Origin of the sequence: Mycolicibacterium hodleri, from assembly GCF_025822245.1 — a bacterium.
GTDB lineage: Bacteria > Actinomycetota > Actinomycetes > Mycobacteriales > Mycobacteriaceae > Mycobacterium > Mycobacterium hodleri.
The window spans coordinates 42,152-65,763 of sequence record NZ_JACKTL010000015.1 but is presented as its reverse complement, the minus strand read 5'-3'; the positions used below and the strand labels follow the sequence as shown (position 1 = coordinate 65,763).

25 protein-coding genes and 1 pseudogene are annotated in these 23,612 nt (G+C 65.4%); 10 read left to right on the top strand and 16 right to left on the bottom strand.

Annotation, left to right across the window (positions count from 1 at the left end; all coding sequences use genetic code 11):
- Nucleotides 1-793 precede the first annotated feature (793 nt).
- Nucleotides 794-1,279 (top strand): DNA-binding protein, encoded by a 486-nt coding sequence (locus tag H7J06_RS03735; protein WP_264037116.1) that lies wholly within the window; start codon nucleotides 794-796, stop codon nucleotides 1,277-1,279.
- A 373-nt stretch (nucleotides 1,280-1,652) separates the two neighbouring features.
- Here the strand turns inward: H7J06_RS03735 and H7J06_RS03730 are convergent, their stop codons facing one another.
- Together H7J06_RS03730 and H7J06_RS03725 are read right to left on the bottom strand one after the other, a co-directional pair.
- The gene (locus tag H7J06_RS03730; protein ID WP_264037113.1) at nucleotides 1,653-2,255 is read right to left on the bottom strand and encodes a class I SAM-dependent methyltransferase; all 603 of its coding nucleotides are present in this window, start codon (nucleotides 2,253-2,255) and stop codon (nucleotides 1,653-1,655) included.
- Between the two features lie 67 nt (nucleotides 2,256-2,322).
- Nucleotides 2,323-2,859, bottom strand: a pseudogene (locus tag H7J06_RS03725) (ATP-binding protein); the annotation flags it as partial.
- Nucleotides 2,860-2,909: 50 nt separating this feature from the next.
- Here H7J06_RS03725 and H7J06_RS03720 point away from each other — a divergent pair.
- On the top strand, nucleotides 2,910-4,265 hold the full coding sequence (locus H7J06_RS03720) for an IS256 family transposase (protein ID WP_372515230.1): 1,356 nt from the start codon (nucleotides 2,910-2,912) through the stop codon (nucleotides 4,263-4,265).
- On the opposite strand, the gene H7J06_RS32575 is transcribed toward H7J06_RS03720, so the two are convergent.
- From H7J06_RS32575 to H7J06_RS03685, 7 genes are all read right to left on the bottom strand, one after another.
- Nucleotides 4,256-4,873: a hypothetical protein gene (locus tag H7J06_RS32575; RefSeq protein WP_372515229.1), complete on the bottom strand. Its 618-nt coding sequence runs from the start codon at nucleotides 4,871-4,873 to the stop codon at nucleotides 4,256-4,258. The genes H7J06_RS03720 and H7J06_RS32575 overlap by 10 nt on opposite strands.
- A 296-nt stretch (nucleotides 4,874-5,169) precedes the next feature.
- Nucleotides 5,170-5,742, bottom strand: coding sequence for a hypothetical protein (locus tag H7J06_RS03710; protein ID WP_264037112.1), 573 nt, complete (start codon nucleotides 5,740-5,742; stop codon nucleotides 5,170-5,172).
- Between the two features lie 10 nt (nucleotides 5,743-5,752).
- Complete coding sequence (locus H7J06_RS03705) at nucleotides 5,753-6,076, bottom strand: hypothetical protein (RefSeq protein ID WP_264037111.1); 324 nt, start codon at nucleotides 6,074-6,076, stop codon at nucleotides 5,753-5,755.
- A gap of 132 nt (nucleotides 6,077-6,208) precedes the next feature.
- Nucleotides 6,209-6,508 (bottom strand): hypothetical protein, encoded by a 300-nt coding sequence (locus tag H7J06_RS03700; RefSeq protein WP_046364670.1) that lies wholly within the window; start codon nucleotides 6,506-6,508, stop codon nucleotides 6,209-6,211.
- Nucleotides 6,505-7,785 (bottom strand): hypothetical protein, encoded by a 1,281-nt coding sequence (locus H7J06_RS03695; protein WP_046364669.1) that lies wholly within the window; start codon nucleotides 7,783-7,785, stop codon nucleotides 6,505-6,507. The genes H7J06_RS03700 and H7J06_RS03695 overlap by 4 nt, the downstream gene beginning before the upstream one ends.
- Nucleotides 7,782-8,786 (bottom strand): hypothetical protein, encoded by a 1,005-nt coding sequence (locus tag H7J06_RS03690; protein ID WP_264037110.1) that lies wholly within the window; start codon nucleotides 8,784-8,786, stop codon nucleotides 7,782-7,784. Before H7J06_RS03690 ends, H7J06_RS03695 begins: the two co-directional genes overlap by 4 nt.
- Before the next feature lie 366 nt (nucleotides 8,787-9,152).
- Nucleotides 9,153-9,572, bottom strand: coding sequence for a hypothetical protein (locus H7J06_RS03685; protein WP_236728559.1), 420 nt, complete (start codon nucleotides 9,570-9,572; stop codon nucleotides 9,153-9,155).
- A gap of 284 nt (nucleotides 9,573-9,856) precedes the next feature.
- On the opposite strand from H7J06_RS03685, the gene H7J06_RS03680 reads away from it, so the two are divergent.
- A complete protein-coding gene (locus H7J06_RS03680; RefSeq protein ID WP_046364667.1) occupies nucleotides 9,857-10,048 on the top strand; it encodes a hypothetical protein in 192 nt (63 codons plus the stop codon).
- Nucleotides 10,049-10,075: 27 nt separating this feature from the next.
- Here the strand turns inward: H7J06_RS03680 and H7J06_RS03675 are convergent, their stop codons facing one another.
- Entirely contained in the window at nucleotides 10,076-10,555 is a 480-nt protein-coding gene (locus H7J06_RS03675) for a hypothetical protein (protein WP_264037106.1), read from the bottom strand.
- A gap of 218 nt (nucleotides 10,556-10,773) precedes the next feature.
- Entirely contained in the window at nucleotides 10,774-11,460 is a 687-nt protein-coding gene (locus tag H7J06_RS03670) for a hypothetical protein (RefSeq protein ID WP_131705558.1), read from the bottom strand.
- Between the two features lie 1,772 nt (nucleotides 11,461-13,232).
- On the opposite strand from H7J06_RS03670, the gene H7J06_RS03665 reads away from it, so the two are divergent.
- Complete coding sequence (locus H7J06_RS03665) at nucleotides 13,233-13,415, top strand: hypothetical protein (RefSeq protein ID WP_264037102.1); 183 nt, start codon at nucleotides 13,233-13,235, stop codon at nucleotides 13,413-13,415.
- A 657-nt stretch (nucleotides 13,416-14,072) separates the two neighbouring features.
- Nucleotides 14,073-14,594, top strand: coding sequence for a helix-turn-helix transcriptional regulator (locus H7J06_RS03660; RefSeq protein WP_076051635.1), 522 nt, complete (start codon nucleotides 14,073-14,075; stop codon nucleotides 14,592-14,594).
- A 194-nt stretch (nucleotides 14,595-14,788) separates the two neighbouring features.
- On the opposite strand, the gene H7J06_RS03655 is transcribed toward H7J06_RS03660, so the two are convergent.
- A complete protein-coding gene (locus tag H7J06_RS03655) occupies nucleotides 14,789-15,133 on the bottom strand; it encodes a hypothetical protein (RefSeq protein WP_264037100.1) in 345 nt (114 codons plus the stop codon).
- A 369-nt stretch (nucleotides 15,134-15,502) separates the two neighbouring features.
- Here H7J06_RS03655 and H7J06_RS03650 point away from each other — a divergent pair, with 369 nt between their 5' ends.
- Nucleotides 15,503-16,264, top strand: coding sequence for a hypothetical protein (locus H7J06_RS03650; protein WP_264037098.1), 762 nt, complete (start codon nucleotides 15,503-15,505; stop codon nucleotides 16,262-16,264).
- Here H7J06_RS03650 and H7J06_RS03645 read toward each other — a convergent pair.
- The 4 genes from H7J06_RS03645 to H7J06_RS03630 form a co-directional block, all read right to left on the bottom strand.
- Complete coding sequence (locus H7J06_RS03645) at nucleotides 16,261-18,072, bottom strand: hypothetical protein (protein WP_264037096.1); 1,812 nt, start codon at nucleotides 18,070-18,072, stop codon at nucleotides 16,261-16,263. The genes H7J06_RS03650 and H7J06_RS03645 overlap by 4 nt on opposite strands.
- A gap of 60 nt (nucleotides 18,073-18,132) precedes the next feature.
- Nucleotides 18,133-18,816, bottom strand: a complete 684-nt coding sequence (locus tag H7J06_RS03640; RefSeq protein WP_264037094.1) for a DUF1889 family protein — start codon at nucleotides 18,814-18,816, stop codon at nucleotides 18,133-18,135.
- 41 nt (nucleotides 18,817-18,857) lie between these two features.
- Complete coding sequence (locus H7J06_RS03635) at nucleotides 18,858-20,003, bottom strand: hypothetical protein (protein ID WP_264037092.1); 1,146 nt, start codon at nucleotides 20,001-20,003, stop codon at nucleotides 18,858-18,860.
- A 98-nt stretch (nucleotides 20,004-20,101) separates the two neighbouring features.
- The gene (locus H7J06_RS03630; protein WP_264037091.1) at nucleotides 20,102-20,887 is read right to left on the bottom strand and encodes a hypothetical protein; all 786 of its coding nucleotides are present in this window, start codon (nucleotides 20,885-20,887) and stop codon (nucleotides 20,102-20,104) included.
- Nucleotides 20,888-21,649: 762 nt separating this feature from the next.
- Here H7J06_RS03630 and H7J06_RS03625 point away from each other — a divergent pair.
- Genes H7J06_RS03625 through H7J06_RS03610 form a run of 4 tightly spaced genes read left to right on the top strand, consistent with a single transcriptional unit; the run spans nucleotide 21,650 to nucleotide 23,605 of the window.
- Nucleotides 21,650-21,883, top strand: a complete 234-nt coding sequence (locus H7J06_RS03625) for a hypothetical protein (RefSeq protein WP_264037090.1) — start codon at nucleotides 21,650-21,652, stop codon at nucleotides 21,881-21,883.
- A 6-nt stretch (nucleotides 21,884-21,889) separates the two neighbouring features.
- The gene (locus tag H7J06_RS03620) at nucleotides 21,890-22,858 is read left to right on the top strand and encodes a conjugal transfer protein (RefSeq protein WP_308205693.1); all 969 of its coding nucleotides are present in this window, start codon (nucleotides 21,890-21,892) and stop codon (nucleotides 22,856-22,858) included.
- Between the two features lie 31 nt (nucleotides 22,859-22,889).
- The gene (locus tag H7J06_RS03615; protein ID WP_067391712.1) at nucleotides 22,890-23,207 is read left to right on the top strand and encodes a hypothetical protein; all 318 of its coding nucleotides are present in this window, start codon (nucleotides 22,890-22,892) and stop codon (nucleotides 23,205-23,207) included.
- Nucleotides 23,204-23,605 (top strand): hypothetical protein, encoded by a 402-nt coding sequence (locus tag H7J06_RS03610; RefSeq protein ID WP_067391709.1) that lies wholly within the window; start codon nucleotides 23,204-23,206, stop codon nucleotides 23,603-23,605. Before H7J06_RS03615 ends, H7J06_RS03610 begins: the two co-directional genes overlap by 4 nt.
- Nucleotides 23,606-23,612 lie beyond the last annotated feature (7 nt).

Below are 23,612 nucleotides of genomic sequence, written 5' to 3'. Positions count from 1 at the left end.
GCCGAGGGTAAACCCGATGGGTGTGTTTCCGATGACCGACCCCAGCGGTGCGCCGGGTGGAAGGAGCCCGCCTGCGGCGGGCATCGAGGCCGGCGCCTGGCGGCGCCTATGTGCCGGGTCGGGTGTCGTTGTTAGGCAACGGTTTTCGAGTTCACGGGTTGGGTTGGATGGCCTGCGGCCATCGCCGGCGGTCGTTTTGGCGTTGTGCTGCAACGGTTTTGGTATCCGTTGGTGGTGATGGCTTCGCCATTAGTCATGCTTCAATCATACTGTATTGCAGTGGGTTTCGGCTACTCCGTCTCGGCTTCGCCTCGACCGTGGTGGGTGGGCTTTGGGTGCCCGGCCGGCGGATCTGACTCGAGGTCGTTGCCCGCCTTGGCATCTCGACTTACCGCCCGGGCTGCGCCCTCACCCATCATATGCTTTGCAGGACAGCAGTATTCGATTGCGTGCCACGGCGCCTGCGGCGCTCCACCCCTTGCAGTTCCTCGCATCGAGGAGCCACGGCCACCGCGAGCTGCCACGTCGCCTCGAACATTGCTCAACTCTATTCTGACTGCAATACCTGAGGGCCAACGTTCCCGCTGACCCCTCCCCCACGTACCTCGACCTCCTGGGCCCAGCCGGCGACTCACCACTGCTACCCATTCACTGCCGGCGCCCGGCTCCGCCGGCCACCACAGTCCCAGAAAGGCCGGCACCCCCGGCACGACTCCACCCCAGACCGCCGCCCACGCCCGGCCATCAGCTGAGATGCTCAGAACCACCGCCGCACAGGGAGGGCCGCTCACCGTTGACCGAGCCGCAACACATCAAGCTGTCCGAAGTCGCCCACACCACCGGCATCCCCGCCGACATCCTCAAGATCATGGTCGCCGACGACCTCTTGGCCGGCGCCGTGCGCGGCCGCGGAGGACACATCTACTTCCGTGAGGGCGAAACCCCGACCTGGAGCGACTGCATCGAGCTGCTCCGTGAACAACGCGATCGCCACCTGCGGCGTGCGGCGTCGGCGTTGCGCCGCCTGGAGACCGAGTTGGAGGCCGTGCGCAATGACATCAACGAAGCCCGTGAACATCCCCGAGACGCCCTGGGTATCGACATGATGAGCTTCGGGCACTGGCCACACGATCGGATCCAGTCGTCGCTGCGCGGCCAACCCCTCATCACCGCAGTTCTCGAACAGTTCACCATCGAACGACTGGCGATCACCCGGTATCACGATGCCTATCTCGACGCACTGGCCTCCGAGAGCAAGCTGCCGCCAGTCGACGACTGACCTCCATCCCTCACGGGCGCCGATGGCCGATGGGGATCACAGGGCCCCTGAGGTGCGCAGCGGCCTCGGCGCACCCCTGTGGGCGGAGGTTGGCGCTCGGCGCCGTCTGCACTCAGCTGCGGCTCTTTTGAGGTAGGTGGCCTGTCCGGGCCCAAGTCGCTGCTGTGCAGCTTGAGGTGGGCTCTGCAAGGCAAGTCGGTTCCTTCACTGCGCGCAGACCCTGTGAAACGCCGCCCTTCGGTGATTCTGATCGCGGAATCCGGAGTCGTTTGATCGCGAATTTGGGAGTCTTTCGTCGGTGTGGACGGCTGGTTTTGACTACGGATTCGGAGTCGGTCGGCGCGGTGTCGGTGAACGGAGTGGTGGTGTGTCGCTACGTGGTTTTGTGCCAGGTGATGGCGTATCGCCATAGCGGGAGCCTGCGCCACGTCATGCCGGGCAGCACCGTCGCGGCGGTCTGCTTGACCTCGGTGTAGGTGTGCGGGAACTGCATCTGGACCGGGGCGTTGTGCTGCCAGAAGCCACGGGTGCGGGAGTAGATCTGGTGTTGCACGACTCCTGCGGCATCGAAGGCGTAGTCGGGCAGCGTCGAGCTGCGGGCGCAGCCGATCACGACGAGTGCTCCGCCGGGGGCGGTGAGGTCCGCTAGGCGCTGCAGACCCGCCGTCAGATCGGGGAAGTGGTGGACTGTCGCGACGGCGGCCACGAGGTCGTAGTGCGCCTCGGGCAGGGCATGGGTGAGGGCGTCGCCGGTGATCAAGGTGATGTTGGCCGAGGTGTTGGATCGAGCGATGTCGATGATGTCGGCGTCGGAGTCGATGCCGGTGACTTCGGGAATCTTCTCGGTGAGCTGAGTTGCCAGCAGGCCGTCGCCGGTGCCGACGTCCAGAGCGGTGCGCGCGTTTGGTGGCACGGTGTCGAGAACGAGGTCGTAGTAGTGGGTGTTGTGGTTCCACCGGTGTTGTTCGTTGCTCACCGGACCACTGTGGCATGCGGAAACGGGCGCGGGTTCGCGCCGTGGCGGCCCACTCGGGTGCCGCGCGCTACGGTGCGGAGCTTTCGGTGGTGGTGTCGCCGCTGCGGGCGCGGGTCTGGGCGAGCCGGAAGGATTCGGTGCCGGTTTCGATGATGTTGCCGCCGAACGTGAGCCGGTCCACGATGGCTGCGCACAACCGTGGGTCGGTGAACGTTTTGGTCCACCCGGAGAAACTCTCGTTGGACGCGATGGCGACGGAGGCTTTCTCTTCGCGTTCGGTGAGCACCTGGAACAGCAGTTCGGCGCCGCGACGGTCGAGTTCCATGTAGCCCAGCTCGTCGATGCAGAGCAGATCAACGCGGCCGTAGCGGGCGATGGTCTTGGACAGTTGTTTGTCGTCGGAGGCTTCGACGAGTTCGTTGACCAGCTTGGTGGCCAGGGTGTATTTCACCCGGTAGCCGGCCATCGCCGCCTCGGTTCCCAACGCGATCAGCAGATGGCTCTTGCCGGTGCCCGAGTCGCCGATCAAACACAGCGGCAGCCCCTTCTTGACCCATTCACATTTGGCCAGCGTGTGCACCGTGGCGGCATCGACGTGCGGGTTGGGGGGTGTCAGATGGTCTGTGTAGGTCCTAGAGGGAAGGATCTCAGGACGTGACGACAGGCAAGGACGTAAGTATGGGGTTGGTTGAGGCTGGTTCCACGGTGGAGATGGCCGAGGCGCTGCGGGCGTCGGGCACAGTCGATGATTTGCTGGCCCAGGTCGATAGCGGCGAGGTGGCGCTGACCGGTGAGGGTGGGCTGCTGCCCGGGCTGATCAAGCTGGCCCTGGAACGCGGCCTAGCTGCGGAGCTGACCGACCATCTTGGCTACGAGAAGGGTGATCCGGCTGGCCGGGCACTACCGAACGCCCGTAACGGGGCCTCGCCCAAGACAGTGCAGACCGAGGCTGGTCCGGTTCCCCTGGACGTACCGCGCGATCGTGATGGCTCGTTCACCCCGCGGCTGGTGCCCAAGGGGCAGCGCCGCGTCGGTGGCCTTGATGACATGATCATCTCTCTGTATGCCGGTGGAATGACGTTGCGCGACATTCAATTTCACCTGTCCTCCACGATCGGAACCGAGGTCTCCCATGAGACGATCTCCAAGATCGTCGACGAGATCTCCGATGAGGTGCTGTCCTGGCAGCGCCGGCCGCTGGAGCCGTTGTATCCGGTGATCTACCTCGACGCGATGATCGTGAAGGTCAAAGACGGTGGCCACACCCGCAACAAGGCCGCCCACATCGCCGTGGGCGTCGACATGGCTGGGGTCAAGCATGTTCTGGGCATCTGGGTCCAGCAGAACGAGGGTGCGTCGTTCTGGGCGTCGGTGTGCTCGGATCTGGCCAACCGCGGCGTCAAGGACGTGCTCATCGTGTGCTGCGACGGGCTGACCGGGTTCCCCGACGCGATCGCGGCTACCTGGTCGCAGGCGACCGTTCAGACCTGTGTGGTGCATCTGATCCGCAACTCGATGCGGTTCGTGTCCTACAACGACCGCAAAGCCGTGGCCGCAGCACTCAAACCGATCTACACCGCGGCCAACGAGGACGCCGCACGCACCGAGTTGGATGCGTTCGCTGCATCGGAGTTGGGCAAGAAAAATCCCACCGTGGCAAAGGTTTTCGAAAGGGCGTGGGAGCAGTTCATCCCCTTTCTGGCGTTCCCGCCCGAGCTTCGTCGGGTGATCTACACGACCAACTCGATCGAATCCTTGAACTATCAGATGCGCAAAGTCATCAAGACCCGCGGTCAGTTCCCCAACGACGCGGCGGTGGTGAAACTGCTCTGGCTGGCGATCTGCAACATCGAGGACAAACGCGCCGCCGAACGCGCTAAGGAACGCGGCCAGAAGCGTTGCCGAACAGCCCCCGGACGACTCGTGGAAGGACAGGTGGTCACCAACTGGAAGAAAGCACTCGAACAGCTCACGCTGGTCTACCCAGACCGCATCGAGCGCTATCTGTAAGCACGACAACCGAAGTTTTCAGACAGACGATCTACACAGAAAACTTGACACGCTCGCGGGTTGGCGTCGAAGTTCCAGGCCCACAAAGATTTATCGGCTGAGAGGAACACCCAGTGCACCGCGCGGCCGGAGAACGAGAGCCGCAGCGAGAACAACGTGCATGTCACCGGCTGCCCACGCAGCTCGATCACCACATCGCCGAAGTCGACCTCGGCCTCATCGCCGGGGCGGTGCGATTGCGGTACGAACACCTCGACCGGGGCGCGGCCGGACTCGGCCAGGATCTCGCCGCGGCGCACCGACACATACGCCCGCACCCGTGAATACGACACCTCGGCACGGTGCTCCTCACGCAGCCGATCAAAAATCCGCTTGGCCGTATGCCGTTGTTTGTGCGGAGCGGTCAAATCCGCGCGCAGCCAGCCGTCGATGACCTCGCGATAATCGTCGATCTTGCTGCCCCGCTCGGGGTAGTGCTTGCGCTCGCTCGGCCAGGCCGACCCCAGCGCTTTGTGCACCGTCGTCCACGACACCCGGTACTCACGCTGAATCGCCCGCGCCGACTTCCCAGCGCGGGCATCCCGGCGGATCGCCGCATACAACTCCACCCTCGATCCCGAAGGCCGCACACAGATATCCAACCCGCACCACGTGGACAGCCGGTGACTCCCGAATTCACCGTCACCAACATCGCCGCGACAACACCGACTCCAAAATTCGTGATCAAACGACTCCCGAATCAGCAGTCAAAGTCACTTCGGCCCAGAACAGTTGGACCACATTTCTTTCCGTCCAACGGGGCCGCGTGGTCAGTGCTCTCCCGGAGCGCTGCCCCGGACGGGAGCATCATCATGAACATCTGGGCCACTATCGCCATTGTCGGCGTTGTCGCCATCGTCGGCTTCTACCTCACCGCGGTGTTCATCGTCGCCAGGACCGGATCTACCGCCGGCATCGGCGATCTGGGTCGGGGAGCCGCGGAGATCGTCGCTGCGCTGTTCTCCTGGGGCGACGACAGGTAAGCGTGCCAGCACCCGGCCGGACGTTTCAGGTCCGGCGGTGCTGGGCGATCGCGTTCAACGCGCACGTGGAGCACCCAGCCCACCCACCACGCCGGACCAGGCTCTCTGCGCAGCACCTTCATCTGATGCTGTGTCAGCCCGGCCGGGTGGCCGGCATGCTCGCCTGTGACAAGAGCTGCGCCCCGCAGAAGCGGGACGGTGCGCGCAGAGAAGTCCGACGCGGCGAGCAGGTTGAGCGTGGCCATGCGGTTCACTGTTCGGTTGCCTGCTCCCGCGTCGAACCAGAACACGAGCCCATCGGTGGTGGTGACTGACTCCGCTGAGACGCCGATGTGTTCTTCCACGACACCGTGGGTGACGTGGACCAGGCGCATGGTTTCGTCGACAGGCATCAGAAGACCGACCGGGACTTGCGCCTCCAGGAGCGCGACGTCCTCAGGGCTGAGGTCACTCACACGGCGGCCCTCACCCGCGGGGTCGCCGCCGCACGGTGTAGCTGGTCCAGTCGCTGAATTCGCGCATGACGACGGGCTCGCCACCGGCCTGGGTGCAGAGCACCTGCAGTACGCCGCTGCCGCTGACGACGGCGACCACCTCGACGTCGGCCGGCAGGTAGCGAGTGCCGGCGATGATCTCGGTGCTGTAGGCGTCGAGCTGGACCTCGACGCTGCCGGCGCCGGTGATCTGGCACTCGCGGTAGTAGTCGACGGGCATCTCCTCCAGCAGCTCGGCCGCGGGATGGTTGAAGATGAACAGCTTCGCCGTGGTGCTTGCGGTGCTGGTTGTCATCGGGGGTAGTCCTTTCATGTGTCCGGCGACGAGATTCGCGCGGATGGTCCTACCGTAGGAAATGACCGTGCAGACATTGCGGCGGAAACGCTCTGAGCTGCGGTTATAGCGCGCGGTGGCGATTGTCGGGGCCTACTGTTGTTTTGGGCTGGCGAACATTTCCAACGTCGAGACCACGCGTTCGGACACGCACCACAGGCCCCAGAGGTGGGGCTGTACGTGCAACGTGGTGCTGTCCACCAGGTTGGGAAAGCGCACTTCGACGTCGACGAACTCCCCCGGCTTCGCCGCCTTCAGAGCAGCTTCTGCGCTCTTCGCGCCGTCTTCGGTGTTGTCGGCCAGTGCGTACAAGAGGAACTCGTTCGGCCTGGCGGTGGTGCCCTGCAACGCCAAGAACCACACGTTCATCGTCTCGGGAAAGCTCTGTGTCATGACATCTCCGATGCGCTGGCTGCTTCGACGACCTCGAATTTATTGGCCCGAGTGATCACCGTCTGGTCGACGTCCCGGTAGGTCTCGTGGGCCTTGACGGTGGCAGCGGCGATGGTGAACCGCTGGCCGGACTCGATATCCAGCGCGCGGTGCGCTTTCCACACAAGCATGTGGCCGTCGTCGGCGATCGCCACCAGGAAGGTGGTCGTGCCCCAATTACCTTCGTCGTACTTGACGGTCTTGGCGGTGGCCGCGATGTCCTTGATGCGTTCACCGACCTCTCCGAGGTAACCGGCGACGACGGGGTGGGCTTTACGTTCGGCCTCGATCTGCTGCTGCCGCGCGTAGACCTTGACCAGGGATCCGAGGATGCCGACGTTCTTGCCGGTGACGCTCTCACCAGCGAGCAGGATGCGCAGGTTGCGGCCGTAGTCGCTGTCTTCGGAGGTCTCGACCACGGACGCCTTGATGGCGGCGATGAGGTCGGTGTCGGCCAGGTGGCCGGCCGCTTCGACGGCCTTGTCGCGGTAGTAGCTGCGGTCGGGATCCTTGAGCTTGTTGATGTCGAAGAACAGGCTGGTACGGACCATGCTGACGGTGGAGGTCTCGGAGTACATGCCGGACGGGACGTAGGCGCGGCCCTTGTCAGAGTGGGCGAACGCGTAGGCCAGCACGATGTCGACCGATGCACCGTAGTGCCGCGGCCCGAACCCACCCTCGACGTCGTTGCGAGTGAAGGCTTCCAACTCCTCGTCGAATGTCAGCGACCACAACCCCTTGGGGCTGACGCCGGTGTAGAGCTCGATGCACGAGTGCCCGAGCTGGATGATGGTGTCGTCGCGATCGTCGCGGACGAGGTAGAGCCGAGACCGGCTGCGCTCGACCTGGCAGTGGTCGCAGGCGTTGTCGCCGCGGGGGCTGTAGCCGCCGAGTTCTTGTCCGGGGGCCGAGTGCACCGTGATGCCGGCTTCCTCGGGGACCAGGCGGGCAACGAACGTGAAGTGGCCATGGCGCAGGGTCAGTGGGCCGGTGAGCGTCGCGCGGATCCACGGTTCGTAGACGTAGACCGGGGCGTGGTTGCTCACCACCGCCTGATCGGCCTGGGTCACGTTCTTCTGGCGCTCGAACTCTTCGTAAGCAACGTCGAACCGGGCGTCGAGGCCCGCTCGCGCCAGCCGCTTGTTGGCCTGGGCGATCTTGGCTTTGAAGGCGTCGAGTTTATAGGCCGGAATCTCCCACTCGTGGGTCTCAACGGTCTGCAGCTCCATGGCGATCATGCTGTCCCCCTAGGGGATTGGGTGACCTGACGCGCACGCCCGGCCGGCTTGTCTGTTGTAAACCACTTTACACTTTCGGCCACGGTTTGGCTAGCGCTTGATGCACCTCTCCCCCGATTCTTCTGGAAGAACGCACGAGCTGCGGCCCGAGTAGCTGCACTCGCCGGTACCACCACCTCGACATCGAGTTTGGGCGCCGCCGGCTGCACCGAGCGCACCACCACTGGCCGCTGAGGCAACCGGCGAAGCCGAGATGCCAGGAAAGCACTTGGACGGTCGATGCGGTTCGGCCAGGACCACCCGCGTTGGCGCATATCGGCGTTGAGCGCCGCGGCGATCTGCTGGGCTGTCCAGGCATCGAGGTCCAGGCCCGATCGGGTCAGCGCATCGCAGATGTGCCCGATGTGCCCACGGGCGAGACCTCCGCAGAGCCCCCGCCGGCCGTACTCGTTGCCCACCAGCTCGTCGGCGAGCTTCTGCACATGCAGGGCCCGCGGCGCGAAGCGCCGGGCCCGCTGTGCGGGTCGTTTCGAAGGAGATTTCCGTGACTGCGGCGCGCGCTTGCGCGTGCTTGGTGAGTTCTTACCAACGGGAGTTACCCGCCTATCCCTTCGGGATGGCGGTAGGTCGCAAACGGCCGAGTTATCCACAGGCTCCTTCCGGCTCACCAGATGCCAGACCGAGGGCCGCCGCAGGTCGATCGGCGCGTGGGCCGAACCGGTGCCGCGGCGGATCTCGACGGCCAGTCCGGCTTCGGCGAGCAGCCTGCGCACCGTCGTTACTGTGCGCGCCGAGCAGCCGGCGGCCGCGGCGGCAGCAGCATTGGTCACGGCGCAGTGCCGGCCGCTGCCGTGATCGGCGTGGGCCGCCAGGACCTCGGCAACCCTCAGCAGCAACGCCGGCCGCAGATGTGCGCGGCCGCGCGCGGCATCGCCCTCATCAGTAGCCAGCCACCGCTCGAGTTCGTCGAGCCAGCCGGCCCGGCTGACCCACACCGGCATCGAGGCCGGCGCCTGCCCTATTTCAACGATCCAACGCCGCCGTGCACGACCCTGCTTCGCGCGTAATGAACGCGGGGTGTGCGGCAGCGGAATATCACGATTTAGCTCACGAAGTAGCGCGTCCTGTAGCCCTGATTTTGGGTGTGCGCTACCGTGGCACCTGTCCGCCAAGACAAGTCCCCTTCGGGATAGGGCGCAAGCCCACGAGACGAGTTCGTAGCTCGGCTCGACAACTTCAGATCGAAGCCCTTAGCGCTGCCAGGCTGAGGGCTTCGATGTTTCTCAGACCCTCCGTTGAACGTGTGGGGTCTTGCGCCGCGTATTCAGATGTTCGTTTGGCCCCTCTGCCAGGAAGGGCCCCACCTTCTACATCGCCAGCGGCAAGCCCTCCTTGCGCCCGAGTTCGACTACGAGATCCTCGCGACCGACATGCATGGCCAGGACGTCAGCGACGTACTGGCTGACCGAGGACACCCCTGCACTCTTTTGGCGTTCGTGAACCGCGGTCCACACCTCGCGGTGCGGGCGCGTCTGCACCAGAGTGCGCCGACCCGGGTACGGGCCCGCCTGGGTCTCGGTGTCCTGATCGAGCGGTAGAGACTGCGTGTGCCCGAGTTCGGTCACCAGATCCTCGCGGCCCACGTGAATCGCCAGGACGTCGGCGAGATACGGGCTCAGCTCCTTGATGCCGGCAGCGTGCTGCCGACCGATGACGAGGTGAAGCACCTCGTCGTACGGGCGAGTCTGAATGAGCGCCCGGTCTCCCTTGTGTCGTCGGCCAGCCATGGCGTTCACCCTCTCACTCAAGATCGCAAATCTGATTCGGACACGCCGGAGATGAACCCTGCAATCCGTAACATCGCGCACTCCCCCTCGGCACATTCGTTCTCCTGCGAAATCGACCAGGAGTTGCCCTCTGGCGGGAAACGCGACTCTCCCCCAGGTTGCTCTGCACTCCCACCCTGTAGGAATCGGCGCGAACTTCTCGAATACGTGTCACCTTGCAAATCGCACGGTGACCGCAGAGCCCCAACGGGACTCCGCGCGAACCGACCTCACAGGAGGATCTCGTGGCTAAGACCTTGAAGCCTCGACCGCTGTTCACCGTGCGGACCGCCGTGGTGCTGCTGACTGCTCTTCTGCTCGCCGCAGTTGCCGGCGGTCTTACGTTCGCCGGCACCGGGAACCCCTCCTTCGCGGTGCTCGCCGCCGTCAGCGGGTTCCTGGGCGGGACGCGGTGGGCCCACCGCCTCATCGAGTGACGCCGATCGGGCGGGCCCCCTGCGCGGTTACTGAGCGTTGGGGCAGCCACTGTTGGCATGCTGCAGCGCGGTGCCGGCCTGTCCGTACCCGCCGGGTGGGCTGATCTGTGCATGGCATCCGGGACAGAACACCGACCACGTGTGCAGCCCGCGGTATCGCGTGGGCAGGACGCGGGGTTTGTGCACGCCGGCGGCGTGCTCCTTCGCCATCTGGTCGGCCTCGGCGGTCGACATCGGGGCGTAGGGCTCGTCAGCGCCAATGCCGGCCAAGGCCGTTTGATCTGGTGCGCAATCTGAAGCCGCGTAGGCCTGCGCCCACTGGTGAGCATCGGCGGGACTGGTGAAGCCACCCTCGGGAGTCACGAACCCGTCGCACCCGCCGCAGTGCGCGCCGAATGTACGCAACCCGTACCACCTGGTCTTCAGGACCTGCAGGGTGTGCCCCGCGGCGGATATCATCGGCTCGAACAGCGACTCGTCGGCTTCCACCCGCAGCGCGGCTTCCACGCGCTCCAGCGCTGATAAGTCGGCCGTCGATCGCTCCAGCGTCGCGCGAGCATCGCCGCTGCACCGCTTCGGGCCGCCTGTTTCATGGGCTGCCTTGCACATCAGTACTTCCCCTTCCCGCTACGTCCGCCCCCCCAGCAAGGAAGGTGTCGAACAGGAAGTACCTGCCGATGGCGCCGATTCCGTCAGCAGAACCAGCCGGGAGTGGTGTCCCGCGCCTACGCGCTGGTCCCGAGGAGTGGATGGCCGAGACAACTAATCTCGGAGATCGACGTCGACGCATACTCGCGCAGTGCCGCGCGGCCGTGCGCGGCGGCTTCTGACAAGTCCACTGCGTCCCGGTCAGCGCCTGCGACGGCCGCAGCAAGCCAGCCGCGGTAGAGGGCAGCCGGCTCTTGGACCTGTTCCCGAACACTCTCGTATGCAGTGGCCCACCGTGCGACGCTGGAGTTCAGTTGTGCGGCTGCGCCGGCTGCGTCCGTCTCAAGCCACCCCCCGAAGCGATCCAGCATCGCCGCGGGCCGGTCCCCGCTGCTCATCGCCGCGCGTAGAGTGCGCGCGCTGGCGTGTAGTGCGGTGGCTGCGGCGCGCAGCTGTGTGACATCGACGGGTGACTGTGCGCGAAGGTCCGCCCCCTGCGCGAGAAGCAACGCCTGGCTCAGCGCGCCATGGAGGTCGTCGGCCACACCCGGGGGTGGGGTAGGGGTGCCAGCGGTGCGCGGCGATCGCCTGATGCTGGGCTCGCTGGACGGTTCGAATTCGCCGATCTCAAGGCCCATGAGGGCCAGCTCAGTCCGCCGAGCGAGGGCGGCGCCGTCGTGGGCATAGGCGAGGATGGCCTCCAGCGCCCGGCCCAGCTCGTCGGCCGCCGCCTCCAGCAGGTAAGCGAGCCGACGTGATTCCACGCTGACGCCGCGGCTCAGACGAATCGTCAGAGCGTCTGGAGCCGGCGGCATCGTTGGTAGTCGCAGGCGAATCGACTGAAGTGTCAGGAGGCCAACGACGTCAACGACTCGGTTTGCGACATCGCGTACCGCAGCCATGTCGAGCTGTAGCGTGGTGGGCATGAGCCCTATCTTGCCCCTGAAAGGGTCACGGATTGGGCACCGGCGACTCATCAAGCTGCATGAACGCTTGTTCACGACGCATTCACAAACATTGTGAATCGTCCGTGCGGAGCCACTCACGACTCCCGAATATGAGGCTCACGTGCGTATCACGTCGAAGCATCATCGGCGTATCGATAGTTCGTTGTCAGCTTCATCACCCGATCATGTCGTCATCACAATCACTTGTCGTGCGATAAATAGGGACACGATAACGAGATCGCATGACGGCAATGAATGCCTCATGTAGGTCGGAGATGATGAACACATTGTCGGAATGTCCTCCGCACGTACAGTTCACCAACTAACTACATGACAACAACATGCACAACATGTGGCGCTTACAAAAAGCCGTGGTGAGCAGTACGCAGAACTCACGTTCATCGCACAGCACATTCACCTAACCAGCGCCCAATGACGGGATCACACTCACGACAGGTTCATGTCAGAATCGCATTACATCCACATCAGATAATCACGGCACGATCCGTCACTGTGACAGATCAGCACCGTTCACACTTCATATGAGACTTACGCAGACTGGGCGATCGCTTCACGGAAATCTGATGTTGAGCACGAATGCGCCGTGCGCAGATTGATCGCACGGCACGCTCACAATCCGCGCACAATTCATGTGTGCTGCAGAACGACCGTTAACAAGCCTGAACTGCGCAGATCACTTCACGGCGAGTTAGCTCGCTGGATTGCGCAGGCCCGTAACGCCGCCTCGCGAGGCCGCTGTGGGACGCCAGGGCGGTAGGGGGTGTCGTTACATGCGGATCGCCGTTCTAGGCCCGCTACGGGCTTCTCAGGGCCGATTTTCTTCGGCGTCGAAGGTTGCCGTCCCGAGCCCATGCCGCTTCGCCGGCCTATGTCCGCTCTTTGGACACGACCGCAAAAGCCCGTCTAGCAGGACGAACGTCGAAAGTCAGGCTCTGGCGTTACGCCGTAACGCGCGTGCCAGCGTCTCCCGGATGCTGCGTTGTGCTTCTAGGCGCGCCGGGGAGGGCTCCAACGGCGGGCGCGGTGCGGGGGAGTGGCAGGGGTCGCCGCCCTTGACGGTCGTAGTCACCGGGCGGGGCCGATCAGCCGGTGGCCGCGCGGGGAGATGGCGAAGACGCTGCGCGAGGAACGGGCCAGGACGCGTGATCTGATCCGGCCAAGTGAACCCGCGCTGCCGCATGTCCTCGTTGAGCGCCTGGACGAGCTGGGGCCCGGTCCATGCAGGCAGATCCAGGTGGCTGGCTTGCAGTGCGTCGCAGAGTTGTCCTACGACGTGGTGCCCATTGCGTGCTCCGAGGCCGGTCGCGGTCGATGCAAGCCAACCGGCGAGCCGCTGAGTGTGCAGCGGCCGTGGTGTCCGGCGCTGTCGGTGCTGCTTTTTGGAAGATTGATTTCGCCGCGGGGCGCTGTGCGCCTCGCTTGGAGTCTTCGAACTCACAGGACTAGACCCCGTAACCCTCCGGGAACGGGGTAGGTCGCAAAATTCTGCTTTATCCACAGGCTGCCGGCGCGAGGTGAGGTGCCACACCGAGGGCCGCCGCTGGTGAACCGGGGTACTGGCCGATCCGGTGCCGCGCCGCACTTCGACGGCGAAGTCCGCGGCGGCGAGCACGCCCCGCACGGTGGTCACGGTGCGCGGGCTGCAGCCGGCCGCCCGGGCGACGCGCGCGTTGGTGACGGCACAATGGCGGCCGCTAGTACCGTCGGCGAAGCGCGCCAGGGCTGCGGTGACGCGGCTGAACAGCCGCTGAGTGAGGTGAACGCGGCGGAGCGTCTGACGCCCAGCAGTACTGGCGGCCCAGGCAGCGACTTCGCAGGTCCACGAGGTTCGAGAGGTCCACATCGGGGTGGTGGGGGAGACGGCACCAGCGGCCCGAATCCACTCGCGGCGCCGGATCCGGTAATCGGCCTGTTCAAGGCGGGCGCTGCGGGCCTTCGAAGACTGCGTGGCGAAGTTCGATCCGTGACGGTCCTGTGACCGCGCGGACGCATTTTCGTCGCATCCAACGTTTGCCAAACGTGCTGGTAGCACGCTAGAATGGCGGTGTCGCCAAGACATCCGCTTCCCTCCGGGGGAGCCCGCCGGTTGGTAGTGCCAGCTACCAACCGGTTTTTGGTTTCTGGGTGAGGTATTCAGTTGTTCGAGCGCTGCCAGGCGCCCGATGAACGCAAATCGTGCCATGAGTTACCACCAGCGGCAATGTTCGTGCATGCAACCTCAATCCATTCAGGTGCCTTGTGAAGCAAATCTGATATGCCTGACCAGCGCTTTTGGCTGCCTGTGACAGGAGTGAAATTAACCCGTGTCGGCGTGTTGCGCCGTCTCGGTACCTGTGCCGGGAACATTGCGGCGGTTATAGTCAACGTGCCAGTAAGAGATCGTCGGGTCAGGGAAGGGAGACGCGCTTATGCGTTCCACGCCGGCAGCCATGCCCGGGGTCTTCAAGTACCGCAAAATGCAGGACCTGGCCAAGAAGCAGGGGCTGACCAATCGCGCCCTCGCGGCCGCGGTTGACGTCAACCAGGGCACAGTTACTCGGTGGGTCAAGGGGGAGGCGGCGCCGTCGCCGAAGTACATCGCACGGCTCGCGGAGCTTCTCGGTGTGGAGGCCAGCGAGCTGTACGTCGTCACCGAAACAGCCCGCAACCTCGCCTACTACCGCATCCTGGCTGGTTACAGCCTCGCGCAGCTTGCACCGCTGATCGGCACCAGCCCGGTGCACCTGGGGCGGATGGAAGCCGGCCGCAGCTCGATCCCCCCGCAGGTGCGGGATAAGCTCAAAGAGCATCTGAACATCGACGAGGACCGTCTAGCAAAGGCGATTCGCCGATCGCAGACCCGCCGCCGCGCACCGGTCGCCCGCCCGCTGGAGCCGTACGAGTTCGTGCCGGCCGTTCAGCCGACCAGGCGCGAACTGATCGGCGCCTAACGCCACTCCCGTCTCTCGCGCGGAGCCTGTCAGGCTCCGCGCAACTTCGTCGTGCCGCGCCGCAACCGTGTCGAGGCATGACGGACAGGCTCTTTCACTTTCCCAACTTCACCGTCACGGGGAAATCTCGCTAGCGACTGAATCCGCAGCGGGGTAGTCGATGGCCGTCCGGCGGAGAACTGACCCGGGGCCGTCTAGGCCTGACCGCCAGGCTGGCCCCTCAGCGGGGTGAGTGCCTGCGGCTCCACCCACAGCTGCATACGCAGACGAGATTGACCGTTGGCGCTCCCCGGCCAGCAAACGCAGTTCGCTAGCCATCCCCCGTCCGCTCGGCGGACCCACGCGAGTTGACGGCCGGGGATCTGCAACTCTAGGCGCAGACCGCACGCTCGCACCCACAGCGGCAGCTCGTCCTGGCGCCGCGTGACGTCTCCCAGGCCGGGGAACACCCGGGTGAGGTCGACGTACACCTGGCGATCCACCTTGAACAGCGTGGGATACGTCGCCGAGGAGACCCACTGATCAAAGGTCGGGTCCATCTACTCTCCCCGGAAAGAGTCGTCCGGCTGCTCCATGGGCCGCTCATCCATCTCGCGCAATTCGCATCTTCTGCCAAGCGGCGGGAGATAGGCCACGAAGTCACACGAGCAGCACGTATGGGTGCGATGCATGTGCCCGCAAACGCAGTGAGCTACGCCCACTAGGACCTGATACGGGCCCAGGGGGTGACCGCATCGTCGGCAGGAAGTCGGCCGCGGCTCAGCCCACCCTCGACGTGTGCGGCGCAGCTTCACAATTCAGGATCGTACATGTGTTCGAATGCGCCGACGGCTGCGTGAGGTGCTGCGAAACTGGGGTCCGGAGATCGGCGTCGGGCGCGCCGTTGTGAAATCGGCGGCCACCGAAAGATGACGTCACCACCCGGGCGCCACCGCTATCGCCCGTCGCGCGACGCAGTGAAAGCCGTCAGCATCTTCGCCGGCGTGATCGGGTTCGCCTCTGCCTCGTACGGCTTCATTCAGGCCTTCGGCTGGCTGCGCGGAGTACTCCTACTCCTGACAGCGGCGGCGATCGTGGCTACCGCCAGCGCCTGGCTGTTCAGTGGCCCGACGATGAAGTCGAAGCCCACCCGCGGCGGGGCAACCTTCGCTGGATTGTCCGTAGTCATCGCCATTGCCAGCGTCGCTGCGTTTGTGCTCACGCACACCAATGACACGCAGCGCCTCATGGAGGAATGGGATGGCAAGTTCGCGAAGGACGTCCTCAACTGCGGCCACGGCGTCGAGGCCAGCGTGCCCGTTGAGGGCCTCAAACCAGAAGTCATCGGCCCGGACGGAACGCCAATAGCCCAGATCCATCTTCGCCAGTACTCCAAACGGGAGTGCCCGCCGGCGGTCTGGGCATGGGTGCCCTGGGATGGCGATCCCGACGTCATGCTGCCGGTGCCGCAGGGCTGGACCATTCACGTGGTGATTCGCCGCGACAAGACTTCGACCAGGCTCGACGAAATGGAGTCGAACTCAGGGCAAGCGGTCCAGTACCCGATCAGCAAGATCCTCATCGCCACCCCAGAGGCCGGTTGCGTCGCGGTCGACGTGTTCTTCACCAATGACGCCGGCACTGCTCCGCCCACTCCGACTGCTACGACGGGGTGCGTGACCGCCGACTAGGTGGTCCCCTCCTGGTCCGCGACCGGCGTTGTGCATGACGTGTGGTCAGCCAGGGGGAGTAGGTCGGCCTCACCGCGCCGCTGGAGCAAGCCGTCCAGCTCGTCGGGATCGCAGCCGACCGCGCGCGCCAGAGCGGCGCGTGGGCTCGGTGCCACTGGCCCGCCGACCAGTGCGGCCAGACGGTCCACACTGTTGGTTCTGGCGACCCGCTGCACGGCGACGGTGGAGTCATGCACGTTGAAGGCGAACACCAGAGTGTCGGCGAGCTGGGCGTCCAACGCGGTGGCGATCGCGCGCAGCGATCCCACGCCGGCGCCGGTGGCGGAGAACAGCCTCCAGTACACGGTGACGTCGCAGGGTGTGCCGGTGAACGTCCGCTCGCTGCCAGGATGCACTCCGAGGGCGGTCGCGGGGGCCGCGTGCAGCTTCTGCCCCGAGCCGCGCAGCAGATCAGCGGTCACCGGATACGCGATGCGAAACTCATCCGGGCGGGGGTGAAAGACACCGCGAACGGAGTTCAGCGCCGGCACCGGGGGCCACCCGTCGGCGGCGGTCCGCCGCCGCACCGTGCGCTTGTCGACGACGAAGGCCGGGGCGCCCATGTAGCTCCGGATGGAGCTTTCATTGACGTCCGGCACGTTGGCCAGGATGTCAGCGATGACGTCCGACGTGGCGATGGAGCCGCCGGCCGCGTCGATCCGCGCGGCGATCTCGGTGAACAATCCGCCGTATTCGTCGAGGCCCCACCTCCTCAAACCCCAGGTGGTGCGGGTGGCGCGGCTGAACCGGGAGTTGTCGTGCAGCGCCTGGCGTATTGCCGCCTCCGCGTGAAGGGCACCGGTGAACTCGGCGATCGCCGCCGGTGACATCGGCTCCCCGCAGACGTGCAGCGCCGCCTGGGCCAGCTCGGCGGCGGTGGAACCCCACCTGACCCACTGTTCGCCGAAGCGGCGCAGCCCTGGTCGACTTTCGACGAACTCGAGTGCCGTCTCCGACGCGATACCCAAGCTGCCCAGCTTCGTTGTCAGCGTTGTGGTGGTGGGGGCACCCCAGCGGGTGAGCGCATCGTCGATCACCGCGACCGCCGAGTCCACGATGTCGGTGGTGGTCACCGCCAGCCACCCACCATTGCGCTCGGCGTACGGGCCCGCCAGGTGCAGCAAGATCTGCCCGGCGTCATCGGACAGGTTCACACCGAAGCCCTGTAGCGCCGCCTCGGCATCTGGCTTTCGCGTCAACGTGCCAAGGAGCCGGCCCAGCTGTTCGGCGCCCTCGGTGATGACTGCGTGCGACGGCTCCGGGAGCAGACTCTTGAACCTGGCGTACGCCCGCGGGAGGTTGCGGGTCACGTTGATCTGGGTGACACCGAGCTGCTCGGCGGTCACCGGCACCGTCTTGGGATGCAGTGCCCAGCCCCGCGCTGCCAGCAGCTGGTAGTCGTAATCGGTCAGCCGATCGACGAGCAGCGACACTGCTGTGGTGACGTCCGCCCCGACGTCGGGCGGCAAGATCGCCTGCGCGCGGGCAGCTGCCTCCCACCCCGCGATCAGGATGGCCCGGACGGTCCCGATGCCACCTTTCGGACGGTTGACCAACGACTCGATGGTCTCGTCCGCGAGATCGGACCACACCTGGAAACGGTCGCCGTAGAACGTCTCCGCGCGGCCAGGGAGCCAGTCGTAGGGCACAGGCAAGGGTGCGATCTGGTCGAAACCGTCGAGCAGCTCCCGCACTGGGGTCTGCGTCGAATCGCAAATGGAACGCCACCACTGGGCGGCATCGGGACCGATGCCGGCGGCGGTGTTCACCATGGCAATTCTTCCAGCTTCGCGCCCTACACCCCGCCGTCGCCTGGGCGGCCGTTCGTCTCAGTTCTTGGTGGCGGCCCACTCGTCGAGGCGCTCCGGGCGCAACCGACGTTTGTCGAACTGGAGCTGCTTGCCCTTATTCAGATCGAGCGCGATCTGCCGCAGTTCCTCGGGCCCGGTGCCGCCCCATTCGTTGCGCAGCGCCTCCACCATCAACGCGTCAGGATCGAGCTCAAAACCGCGGCTGCGCAAGTAGGTCAGCGCGTGGATGACCTCCGATCGCTCGCGCTTGTCGATTAAGCCTTGGTTACCGACCGCGAGCCCGGTGAGATCACGGATCGCCGCCCGCAGGGCTGCCGGCGCCGACGCAATAGGCGCGATCTCTCGTCCACCGAGGTGTTCGGGGTTGAAAGCAGTCACCCACGGGCCGTGGTGCGGCACCCCAGGAAAGCGTGACGGTCCGTTCGCGTAAACAACGACCAGGCCCTCGATCCCGCCGCGGCGCTCGACCTCCAGGACCTCGGAAAGGTTCAAGAACGTCGCAACGACCGTGCCTTCCGGGCGGCCATAGAACCGCGACTTCGATGACGGCGACGTCACCCTGATCCCCAGCTCGTGGAGGCGGTTCTCCTCGATGCTGCGGGTGTCGGGTGCGTGGATGGTGGCGCTGTCACCGGCCCATCGCAGAGCCTGTGCGAGGGCTCGGGGGAAGGGCTCATGGGATTCGACGTACGCGCGGCGCATCCTTTGACCCTAGAACCGGCCGCCGACACGGCCCGCGACGGCTACGCGGCGCGGTGGCCGATGATGCTGATCGACGACACCGCGAAGTCGTTCAGGTCACCGGTCTTGGGGGTGTCGGAGGCAATGACACCACCTTGCCCGGGAATGGTCGTGGTGTCGGCAACCGGACCGGTGGGTGTGCCGAACTCGGTGATCGTGATGGTCATCGCGGACGCCAGAACCGGCGGCTGCACCGGCGTGACCACTTCATCGCGCAAGTTCTTGGTCTGCTGCGTCAGCCGCGTCTCGTCGGGATCGTTGAACTGGTACTCGACGGTCGCCGCGGTCTTGTGCTTCAGCCACTCATCCGAGCCGTCCGGATTGACCCGGTTCCAGCCGGGCACGATGGAGACACCGGTGACGACATACCAGTTGTCGAACTCCACACGCAGGACCGTGCCGGGAACTCCGTATGCCGGCACGCACATCCACGCGGTGTTCACATCGGTGTCGAAGGCCTGCATCGGATCGGTCGACCCGGCAGTGCACCGACTCGCGGCGGACTTGATCCCGATGGGCCCGTCAGCAGCCGATGCACCGGGATCCGCCGGAGCCGGAGAGGAGGGCGGCTGCGCAGTCATTGTCGGCACCGAGTACGCCGGCGTCGTTGATGCGGTAGTCGACGATTGCTGTTCTCCACCACTCGGTAGGACCAAGACGACCACAACCAGAACAACCACCACCGCGGCGGCGATCGCACCGAGCCGATGCGAGCGCCGGCCCCCGTCGAACCACCCGAACTGCCACCACGGCTTGTCCTTGCCGCCATCCAGATCGACATCCCCAGCGCCCGGGTCAGGCACTGCAACGTCGTCATCGTCGCGATGGACGTAGGCGCCCCGCCCGGTTCCCGTCAACAGACCGTGATCGGCGGGACCCGTCATCACGCGGCCCAGCTCGGCCAGATCGGACTGCTCCTCATCGGTGAGGTCGCGATCGCGGCGATCATCACCGTCGTACGCCGCGTAGGCCGCGTCGTACTCCCCGGCGCCAGCACCGAGATCGGCGTCATCGGTGTTAGGCATCCACTCGCCGTAACCTTCATCGGAGTTCGACGCGAACTCAGCGCTCACGTCCTCGAACAGTTCCGGGTCTGCGAGCAAGTCATCGGCGATCTGGTCTGCATGGCGGTGATACAGATCGGACATATCGACATCACTTTCGGGGCCTGGAGCCGCACGCCACTCCGAGTCGAGAGCGTTACCAGCGTCGGGGAATTTTATCCCGTCCGGCCCAGAGAACCCGGTCATGCGGCCGCACCAGTTCCGGCGAACACATCGGCGCCGACGCGGCCCCACCGCGCCTCAACACAGGCCCGATCCAGATCATCGCGATCTGACTCCACCGCCTCGCGCAGTCGAGTCAATGCGCGCCGCAGACGCGACTCCAGCTTGTTCTCCGTGACACCCAACACCGCCGCGACTTCACGCACCGGCAGTGCGGCGTCACCACCAAACCGGATCTTCAGAGCACGGTGATCCTGCTCGACCAGAACACCGCGAGCCAGCGCCCAATCCAGGAGAACATCGGCGGTCAGGTAGGTGTCAACTTCGGCGTGCACATCCTCGCCGGCGACATCTTCAAACGACGGCTCCGCGGAGCACAGCGGCGCCTCATGCAGCTTCGTGACAGTGCGCAAAGTAATCCAGTACAGCTGCGCGTCGGCGTGCTTGTGCGTCGGCTTCACCGCCGGCAAGGCACGGGATAGGAACGCATCAACGGTGACCTGGAAGCGCTCCTCCAGGGAATCGCCGGGAGCGTGCCGCGCAACAGAGGACAGCATCACTGCCTTGGCTCCGAGCAGCACGGTCGCGGCCAGGCCGACGCCGCGGCGATGCTCAGCAAGAAGCAGAGCCGTCGATGTGGTGTCCCGGCCACCGAGCGCGTCAAAGAGTTGCTCGATGCTGACGACATCTACGGCGCGCAGCCAGTCGGTGACGTGCGCGCGGTGGGAGCGCAGGCCGGCAGTGCGGAGCGCATGCTCACGAAGCGCGGCGGCCGGGCGGGGGAGGGCAAGAGGTTGAGTGGTCATCGCCAGTCTCCTGAAGGAGTCGTGGTGCGCCAGTGCGGCGCAGCTGATGACCACAGCCTCGGAACCAGTTGTGAGCTAACCGTCAGCTACGACGTGAGCGACGGCGTGAAAGCGCCCCCGCAGAACTTCTCACGCATGTGATCTACGACACAAAACGAGGTCTCACACGTCGCTGATCAGCGCGCATGGGATGCCTGAGGGGTGCGCGACCGTAATTCCCAGTTCTCACGCGACGGAAAATCCAGGGCCCGAATTTCACGCTCACAGCACACTGATGGTGGACGTGCGCCCAGCGTGCGCGTCGATGAGCGGGCGGCGTGCACCCGGTCGTGCGCGTCATGTGCGCGGAACGTGCGCGGCTCTGCTGATAGCTGGTCATGCGCCCTGTGCGCGGCTCGTGAGCGGTCGCGCACAATTCATGTGCGCGACCTGCGAGGAAGTTATCGGCAACGGTTGTGAGGTCACATTCACACGGTTGACCTGCGAAAATAGCGCCAGCTACGTTCCCTCGGGTGGGCTACGCTGTCCTTATCGCTCCGCTGCACGGCCAGCGTACCCCCCCTGTCAAGGGGGGTTCAGCAAATCAGATACGCAGCAGGGTGCCCATCTTAGGGACGCGCTATTCCCAATAGCGGGTTAGCTGCTCACGCCCGGAACGAAATTCGACGCCCCGGCGCGCGACGGAAACCGCACCCGCGGCCGGTACTTCACGGATAGAGGCGGCACCCAGCCCCGCTCCCATTCCGAGAAGGACACCCAACCATGGCGACCTCCGCATCAGCTCGCTCGCGCAACATCGACATCAGCCCCGCGATCGCCGCAGTGCGCGCCTACTCACGCGACGTCAAGATCGCCTGCGACGAGCTGCACGACGATCCGTTCGACATGAACGCGCGCGCCGCTCTGCTCAAACTCATCGTCGATGAAAGCCCTGAGGCGGACGCCGCATTCACCCGTGCGCTCGCCGAGAATGGCGCCGGGACTGTGGGAGACTGATTTACCGTGACAGGTAAACTTCCCTCTCAAAGGAAGCACTTCGACGAGCTGGTCAAGCCCCTCGATCGAGGCCTACTCCTGAGCCGCTCCGTCAATATCCTCGGCATCATCGGCGGGCTCTTCGCCGTCATCTCTCTTCTCACATCGCTGTGGCCGGACACCGATCAGAGCGACCCCACACCGGGTAACGCCTCAGTGCCCGCGTCCACACTTGTCACCGGTTTTGCGCGCGATTACGTGACCACATACCTCACGGCGAAAGCGGGCGACGAACAAAAGCTCGCCCACTACGTGACGCTCAAGGACGTGAAGCTGCCGCCGATTGCCGGGCAGTTCACCGACACCGATGTGGCCTTCGCCAAGCAGATCACCACGACCGGCGACGGCGTGGCCCTGTGGACAGTGACGATCTCCGGACTGGTCAACGGAGCTACCACCACAGCACCGCAGCGGACCTACTACCGCGTGCCGATCACCGTGCTCGACGGTGCTCCGCGCGCTACCGCGCTGCCGATGCAAGTGGCCGGGCCCGGAGTCGGCGTCGACTTCCGTTTGGGCTACCGCTACACCGTCGCGGCGGATTCGCCCCTGGCGATGACCGCCACCGGATTCGTCCGCTCCTACTTGACCGGCGGAGCCGATTTCGCGCGCTACGTCACCGCCGACGCCACCGACAAACCAATCCAGCCGGCCCCCTACGCCAAGGTCGACACGGTGTCCATCGACGCGAACGTCAGCGGCAACGGCAGCGGCGCCGACACCGCCGAGGTCTACATCACCGTGGCCGCGCGCACCAAGAACTACACCCTCACCCAGCTCGCCTACCCCCTGACGCTCAGGTCGGTCGAGGGTCAGTGGCAGGTGGTCTCTATCGCCTCAGCGCCGCTGCTGCAGACACGGCCCGACACTCCGCAGGACGACAACGCCACCACCTCCACATCGACGACTCCGCCGCCACCACCGACGCGCGGCTGAACCCTCAACCGAGATCGAAAGGAACCCTCCAATGACCGACCTCCAGGTCCTCCTTGAGAACATCCGCGTCGTCGCCGTGGGCTGCGCCGGCACGCTGCTGCTGCTCTGGGGAATCTTCTACTTCTTCCGAAACCTGTTCGGCGAAGCGGGCCGCAATCCGGTGAAGATCGCCGTCTCGGCGTTGGCAATCACCGGTGCCGCCGGCGTCTTCGCCATGATCCCGTCACTGATCAGCGCCGGCAGCAACACCGGCGAGCAGATCGGCGGCGGTGGCGGCTACTCGATGCCCGCGCCGGCCCCGCTGCTGCCCGCGGCGACCGACCTGACCGGCGACCTGGCGGCCGCATGACCTGGGTGCGCTGGGTGCGTGTCGCCACCTCAGGACGACGCTTCCGGACCTACGTCGGACGCCTCCCCGGTGGGCGCAGACTCCCCGGCGGCGCTCGCCCCATCGAGCAGATCGTGGGGTTCACGGCGACTCTCGTCGCGACCATCTTCGCGACCCGGCTGCTGCCCTATAACGCGATCGCCGTGTTCGGAACCGGGCTCCTGCTCGCCTTCGCGGTCACCGCGGCCCTGAGCCTGATCAAGTACGACGGAGTGCCCGTCCTGGGCAAGGCCGCCCGCGTGGTGAGCCTGATCGTCGACCGCAAGCCGACCGTTCTGGCCCGCGAGGAGCTGGATCGGCAAGCCTCGGCCAACCCGCACGCATTCGTCATCGACGACACCCCCCTCAACGCCAGCTGACCTCCGC